A 6,690-nucleotide genomic window follows, 5' to 3' on the forward strand; every position below is an offset into this window, starting at 1 on the left:
CCCTGCGGCAGGTTCGGACTAGACACCCAGATCCTAATTCAGATCAGAGGCTTACGCCACTCCCGCCAACCCTTTGCCCCACCCTGATGAATAAGACGGGCTAGTCTGCTTCAGTCACCACGGTGGATTGCACGATGTGGCGCGCCGCCATGGACTGCAACACCGGGAGAAGGGAATAGTCGTGCGCAGGCGCATGAGCCAGGCTGCCTGCCGTTGCGACGGGCAACACGGCCTTACCGGCCAAGCCAAATTGCGGAAGAATATCGAGCGCCAGTTTGACGATCCCGGTAAAAGGCGCCTTGTAGATCGGAGTCGCCACCACCACGCCGTGAGCTTCATCCACCAGACGCAGCATTCTTTTGACGCCGGGGTCGGAAAGGTCGAATCTTGCCAGAGCCTGACAGTCAATCTCTGCCAGACGGACGATCTCGGCTTCAATATCCGAGCGAGCCATTTGCGAGGCGATCCATGCCACCAACAGGCTGGTTTTGGAGGACCCACCTCCTCCAGCGACGACGGACAGCGCGTGCCCCGCACGGCCGATGGGGTTTTGCGCGATATGCGGAGCGGAAACCCAACGGGCGGCGTCGGACCTCCCCGGATCACCGTGCCAGTTGCGGAATATTGGACCGATTTCGAAACCGGCTGCGGCGTTGTCTATGACTCGAAACGGCCCTACTCCGCCGCGCGGTTGAGAAAGCTCTACGGCACCTATGCAAACTATGCGCGCCGTTTTGCCGCCGCGACTACAGAAGCCGTGCGCGCCGGTGTGATCCTGCCCGAAGATGCCCCGTACCTCTCCCCGGTGGCAAAGCCGCAAGACTTTGAGCGGAACCGCCCCACACCCTTCCCCTGATCCCCCGTATCCCGCACAGAACGGCGCTTCGGCGCCGTTTCACCGCGACCTATTCCCGTATTGCAACGGTTTCAAACGTCCCCTGCCGCGCCCGGCTCGCTAATCCCACAGGCCATTTCCCATCAAAATACAAGAAAGCCAATCAGGGGAGACCTGGCCGATGTTTGTCCAATCGCTTGGCGACTGGCTCTATGCCACGCCGATTTCCAGCACCTTCCGCGTTACGACGTGGATCATTCCCACGGTGCAGAGCATCCATATTCTGGCCATTGCGGTGGTCGCTGGTTCGGCGCTAGTGTCTGAATTGCGCCTTGCCTCCGTTCTGGCCAATGATGAACCGGCGGGCAATGTGGTTCGCCGCTATCTGCCGTGGCTGTGGCGCGCGCTGGTCGTGCTGCTGCTCAGCGGTGTCGTGCTGATCGTGGCCGAACCGGCCCGCACGCTGGGCAATACGGTGTTTTGGACCAAGATGGCTCTGGTGCTTTTCGCCTTTGCGGCAACGGTCCTGCTGCGCCGCCCGCTGCTGCGCGAAGATGCCCCGCCCACGGCCAAGGCCGTTTCATGGCTCCTGCTGGCCGTGTGGATCGCGGTGATCTTCTGCGGCCGCTTCATCGCCTATACCTGACGGCCCCGCGCCGCCCACATCTTGCAAAACAAATCGGGGGGAAGCCTTCACCATGACCCTGCACAACACGCTTCAGCAGATTTACGACCTGCCTCTGTCCAACGCGATCCGCGAAAACGTCAACGCCTTTCCGCTGCTTGAATCGCTGCATGTTCTGGCCATCACACTGGTCTTCGGCTCCATTCTCATCGTCGATCTGCGGCTGGTGGGCTATGCCTCGCATCGGCGCAGCACAAACCGGCTGATTACCGAGCTGCTGCCCTTTACCTGGGTTGCCTTTGGGCTGGCGATCATTTCGGGCGGGCTACTGTTCGCCTCGAATGCGATGGCCTATGCGGCCAATACTGAATTTCGCCTCAAGCTGCTGATGATTGCGGCCGCCGGGATCAACATGGCGATTTTCCATATCTCGACCCAGCGCACGATCGACCAATGGGACGAAGACGCCACCCCGCCCTTTGCCGCCCGCGCGGCCGGCGTTCTCTCGCTGCTGCTGTGGTCGGCGGTGATCTTCCTGGGTCGCTGGATCGGCTTCACGCTCGACGTGCTGTTCTGACGTCTTTTCCAAAGGAAACCTTGCCCCACGACTAAGAAGCTTTGTTCCGCAATTCTTTGGACAACCGCGATGATCGCGGTCCAACCCGCTGCGGCGCACCATTCCTTTGCCATGTTTGACCAGACCAAACAGGTTGAACTGGACGGGATGCTGGTCACCAAATTCACCTGAACCAATCCCCACGCTTTCGTGATGGTACATGTCCGTCGTCGAAACATTTGGCGCAAATTTGGCGTATCGGTAACGGAGAGCGGGCCTCGTCTGGGGTTGGCTTTTAGGCGGCGAGCTTGCGGTGCTTCAAGCGGCGATGTTCGATGGTCTGCTTTTTGATTGCGGCGCGCTGGGCGTGGATCTGCCGATCGCGGCCGAAGTAGGCGCGGCGGGCGTCACATTGCCGAGAATCTCGTGATAGCGCTGGTGGTTATAGTGCTCGATGAAGGCCTCGATCTGGGCTTCGAGGTCGCCGGGCAGGTAGTAATTTTCCAGCAAGATGCGGTTCGTCAGGGTCTGGTGCCAGCGTTCGATCTTACCCTGCGTCTGGGGATGGAAGGGGGCGCCGCGGACATGGCTCATGGCCTGCGCCTCGATATAGGCGGCCAGTTCGCCCGCGACATAGTTGGGCCCATTGTGCGATAGCAGGCGAGGCTTGTGCAGCACGGTGGCGCGGTCGCAGCCTGAGGCGGCCAATGCCAGGTCCAGTGTGTCCGTCACATCGCCCGCCGTCATCGTGGTGCACAGCTTCCACGAGATGATGTAGCGGGAATAGTCATCGCGCACGGTCGAGAGATAGACCCAGCCCCAGCCGATCAGCTTGAAGTAGGTAAAATCGGTCTGCCACATCTCGTTTGGCTGCGTGGTCTTGGTGTGGAACTCGTCGCGGGCCTTGATGACGATGTAGGCGGGGCTGGCGATCAGGTCCTGCGCCTTGAGCAGGCGATAGACCGTCGCCTCGGAGACAAAGTACTGCTTCTCATGGGTAAATTTGGTAGCCAGTTCGCGTGGGGACGGCTCGCTTTCGTCCAGCGCCATGTCGATGATTTGCTTGCGCACATCCTCGGGCAGCCGGTTCCACACCCGGCTCGGCGCTGATGGCCGGTCCTCCAGCGCCTCAAGCCCACGATCGAGATAGCGGGCATACCAGCGAGCAAAGGTGCGGCGGGGAATGTCCAATTTATCCAAAGTCTGGCAAGTGCAGATGGGACTGCTCGACGAGGTTGATAATCTCGCGCTTTTCTGCGGCGGGATACATGATACGTCGTCGCCCCCATCCGCGATCATGCTTTTTTTGAGTAGACGGTTCTTGAGCGTCAGGTCGGCCACGCATTCCTTCAGGGCCAGCGTTTCGCGGCGCAAATCCTTGACCTCATCACTGGTGGCAGCGCGGGCAGTGGCTGCGCGGACTATGAACATGGATCAGAGGGCCGCTGGCGAACGGTTGATCGCGACGGCGCGCAGGCCAGAGCGGCCGTGATGGGAGACTGACCGGAACGGCATCTCTGGTTCTGGAATCGCCCCAAGATGCCTTTCGTTCACCCACTTAGCGCATCTGCTTTGGGAGCAGAGGGTCGGGGCGGCAAAGGCGGACATTCGGAAAGGGCAGCTTCCAATCAAGGGAGAGGGTTGGCTGCTCTTCAATTAGCTAGGTTTGAGGCTGCTCCTGCGGGCTGACCAGGACGGCATCCTCAGTGAAGGACTGGCCCACACTGTCTTTCGTTCACCAAGTCCGGTATCGCGAAAGCGAATGAGTGTGTGAGCGATACTCCAGCACGGATCTTCAGGTCGATTAAAGGAGCCGGACTACTTTTGGTTCGTCTGGCGAGGATCGCTAAGCCGCTCATGATCGTCATGGAAAGCCTTTAGCAGCCAGTCAACGACAAGGTGGACCAGTCGGGGCGAACCGGCGTTGGGGCCAAGTCTGGCCACCTCGTCTTCGCCGCCGCTGATCGCGCCTTCCTGGAACCAATGGCTGAGCCCATCGAGAACGATCACTTGGCCTTGCGGGTTATTGGCCAGTGCCAGCCGGGCTTTCGGCGCCTCGTCCGAGGCGATCACCAGCGGATCTTTTATGCCGAAAACGGCAAGTACCGGCCCGTGGATCGCCCGTAGATCAGTAGCCGAGCGCAGATTGCCCGCCCCGCGTGCTTCTTCAGTGTCAATCATCGCCAAGGCGCCCTCGGCCTGCTGGCGGGGAAAGCCGGCCGCCTCGAACCGGTCCACCACGACGGCGCGCAGGCGCGCGACGGTGCCTGCGTCCTTGCCGTCAATCCGCGCTTGCAGCAGGGTGATCGCCGCGTCGATTGCCGGTGTTGCGACCGCCTCTGATCGGCCCGCTGCGATCATCTGGCGGATCAGTGCCCCGCGCAAATAGGGCAAACCATCGCCCACCGATCCCGCCAGCATCACCACGCCTGCGATCGTGGGATCGGCAGCGGCCACCGCCGGGGCAATCACGCCGCCTTGGCTGTGCCCAACCAAAGCAATGCGGCGGCCGTCTATATCAGGGCGGCGACGCATCGCGGCGACAGCGGCCGCGGCGTCGGCGGTCAGCCTTTCAAGATCCTCTTGGTATATGCCGCTCGATTGTCCGATGCCGCGCTTGTCATACTCCAGCGCGGCGATGCCCTGTTCTGTCAGAGCCTTGACGATTTGCGGGAAACCGCCCCGTCCGTTCGGACCATGCCCCTGGATCAGCACGACCAGCGGAAATGGCGCTTGGCCCGATTTGCTGGGCAGATGCAGGGTGCCAGCCAGCACCACGCCCGGTTCTGACGCGATGCGCACATCGGTGAGGATCTCGGCAGGGCGGAAGCCGGCAAAGGCCCGTGCGGCCGTGGCGGCGCTGGGGGCCCCGCGCAGAAATGCAACGGGGCCCAACTGCACTGCCACCTCAGCCTTGCCCAGCGGCACGGAGAGGGATTGCGGTTTTGTGCTGATGTCAGCCGGCGCAATACCGCTTATGGCCACACGCTTCCATTGGCGGGTCAGCGCCACTTCCTGCACGGCAAAGGGTGCATAGTGTGGCGCGCCCCCTTGCATGGCGATAATGAGTCGCAAAGGCCGTGCTGCGCGCGCCCATAGCTCGGCCGTAATTGGTTCTCCCGCAGCGATTCCACCCGGTAGCGGCATGGTTGCTCCGCTCGACCACGGTTCAACCGGGCGCGCGCCGGGCTGGATGACGACCACGCCTCCACCGGGCACATGCGCATCGCTGTCATGGGCATAGGCAGTGCCATAAACGGCCCAGCCCCCGACGCCGACAACAGGGGCCAGCGCGGCCTGCGCTTGTGCATCAAGGGCGGGCCTTGCGGGTGCGTCAACAGTCGAGAGCACGAGGCCCGTGAGCAGCAGGGCCACGCGTGGCCATCTCATCGCCGATGTGTTTGCCATCGCTTATCCTCTCTTGTTGGTTGCCCGCGCTGTGCGCGCGGCGCCTCTCATCTAGGCCATCCCATCTCCAAAACCCTGGGCGTGCCACAATGCCAGCGCGGACACGGCAGCACATTCTAGTGCCATCGCCGCGCAGGGCTGCGCCAACTTGGCCACACTCACCGCAGCGCAAGCCAACCCCAGCAGCAGCGTCACCATGCCCGCGGCACCCAAACGGGATAGCGCGGCAATGCGCGGCCAATCATGGTCGAGCACCCACCAAGCCAGCGGCACATGAGCAGCGGCCAGCATTATCGTTAGCGCCATCAGCAAGGGGGCCAGGCATTGCGTGCCCACGTTGAGTTGCGAGGTGAAGGTTCCTTGCCCCAGCAGAAAGCCAGCCCATCCCGCGCTGGCATCAACAAAGGGAAAGCCAGACAGCGCCGCCACGGCCAGCAGTGCGCCCATGGGCAACAGCAGCCCAAGGCAAAGCGCATAGCTAGCCAGCGCGAAACGCCCTTCGCTGTGATGGGGCAGCATGCGCCAGGCCGCCAGCAGACAGCCACTTGAGAAGCGCAGTGCTGTCCCGTCTGCCTGGGCCAGGGCGAACTCGGCGCACATCGCCTGCGCCCAAGGGCGATGACGCGTGCCGAGGCTCTGGACAGCCAGCGCAAGCACCAGTCGGGCGAGCTTTGCCCTCACGCTAAAGACGGCGCGCCGCACGGCGCATTCTCGCCCTTGGCATGTTCGTGCGCCAGGCGTAGCCCGGTAGCGGTCAAGCGATAGACGTGCCGCGGTGGGCGCCCAGGGGCTTCCGCCGCGCGCCACTCGGCCTCAACCAGGCCTTGGTCGGTCATCCGCATCAGCAAAGGGTAGATGGTCCCGGACGCCAAGCCGGTGGCCTTCATCAGTTCATATCCGTGCCACCAGTCGGGCGCCTGCGCCGCGAGTGATTGCAGCAACGTAAGCATTTGATGAGAGGGTCGGCGTGTTCGCTTCATTCCTTTTTGCAACATATGTAGACTTAAGAGTCAAGCGCCACTGTCGCGTTCAAGGTATTCAGACAGATTGAACCGAGCGCGTGGCGGGCCGAGGGTATATGGGCCGCAAAGCGGTGGGAAAAATCCTTCGTTCGGTATTTCCGCTGGAGCGGTATCAAAACCCCAGGATCCCCATTCACGTGCTAGCCCGTCTTATTCATCAGGGTGGGGCAAAGGGTTGGCGGGAGTGGCGTAAGCCTCTGATCTGAATTAGGATCTGGGTGTCTAGTCCGAACCTGCCGCAGGG

At 62.1% G+C, this 6,690-nt stretch carries 9 protein-coding genes; 4 read left to right on the top strand and 5 right to left on the bottom strand.

Annotated features, from left to right (window positions below):
- Nucleotides 1-100 precede the first annotated feature (100 nt).
- Complete coding sequence (locus tag C8K14_RS21900; protein ID WP_255420088.1) at nt 101-634, bottom strand: NAD(P)H-dependent oxidoreductase; 534 nt, start codon at nt 632-634, stop codon at nt 101-103.
- On the opposite strand from C8K14_RS21900, the gene C8K14_RS22525 reads away from it, so the two are divergent.
- The 4 genes from C8K14_RS22525 to C8K14_RS23095 all read left to right on the top strand — a co-directional run bounded on the left by C8K14_RS22525 (nt 527) and on the right by C8K14_RS23095 (nt 2,208).
- Nucleotides 527-856 carry an alpha/beta hydrolase domain-containing protein gene (locus C8K14_RS22525; protein WP_133726917.1) on the top strand — a complete coding sequence of 110 codons (330 nt, stop codon included), beginning with the start codon at nt 527-529 and terminating at the stop codon, nt 854-856. The genes C8K14_RS21900 and C8K14_RS22525 overlap by 108 nt on opposite strands.
- Before the next feature lie 160 nt (nt 857-1,016).
- On the top strand, nt 1,017-1,481 hold the full coding sequence (locus tag C8K14_RS21905; RefSeq protein ID WP_107719245.1) for a DUF6644 family protein: 465 nt from the start codon (nt 1,017-1,019) through the stop codon (nt 1,479-1,481).
- Nucleotides 1,482-1,533: 52 nt separating this feature from the next.
- A complete protein-coding gene (locus C8K14_RS21910; RefSeq protein WP_054132759.1) occupies nt 1,534-2,037 on the top strand; it encodes a DUF6644 family protein in 504 nt (167 codons plus the stop codon).
- Between the two features lie 69 nt (nt 2,038-2,106).
- A complete protein-coding gene (locus C8K14_RS23095) occupies nt 2,107-2,208 on the top strand; it encodes a DUF6152 family protein (RefSeq protein ID WP_231627818.1) in 102 nt (33 codons plus the stop codon).
- Nucleotides 2,209-2,334: 126 nt separating this feature from the next.
- Here C8K14_RS23095 and C8K14_RS21915 read toward each other — a convergent pair whose 3' ends face one another.
- The 4 genes from C8K14_RS21915 to C8K14_RS21930 all read right to left on the bottom strand — a co-directional run bounded on the left by C8K14_RS21915 (nt 2,335) and on the right by C8K14_RS21930 (nt 6,419).
- On the bottom strand, nt 2,335-3,447 hold the full coding sequence (locus tag C8K14_RS21915) for an IS3 family transposase (RefSeq protein ID WP_233251191.1): 1,113 nt from the start codon (nt 3,445-3,447) through the stop codon (nt 2,335-2,337).
- A gap of 387 nt (nt 3,448-3,834) precedes the next feature.
- Entirely contained in the window at nt 3,835-5,391 is a 1,557-nt protein-coding gene (locus tag C8K14_RS21920; protein WP_158272003.1) for an alpha/beta fold hydrolase, read from the bottom strand.
- Nucleotides 5,392-5,475: 84 nt separating this feature from the next.
- Complete coding sequence (locus tag C8K14_RS21925; protein WP_028658364.1) at nt 5,476-6,081, bottom strand: hypothetical protein; 606 nt, start codon at nt 6,079-6,081, stop codon at nt 5,476-5,478.
- Between the two features lie 20 nt (nt 6,082-6,101).
- Nucleotides 6,102-6,419 carry a PadR family transcriptional regulator gene (locus tag C8K14_RS21930; RefSeq protein WP_369974076.1) on the bottom strand — a complete coding sequence of 106 codons (318 nt, stop codon included), beginning with the start codon at nt 6,417-6,419 and terminating at the stop codon, nt 6,102-6,104.
- Between the last annotated feature and the right edge of the window lie 271 nt (nt 6,420-6,690).

The sequence above is a fragment of the Novosphingobium sp. GV079 genome (assembly GCF_003058045.1).
GTDB lineage: Bacteria > Pseudomonadota > Alphaproteobacteria > Sphingomonadales > Sphingomonadaceae > Novosphingobium > Novosphingobium capsulatum.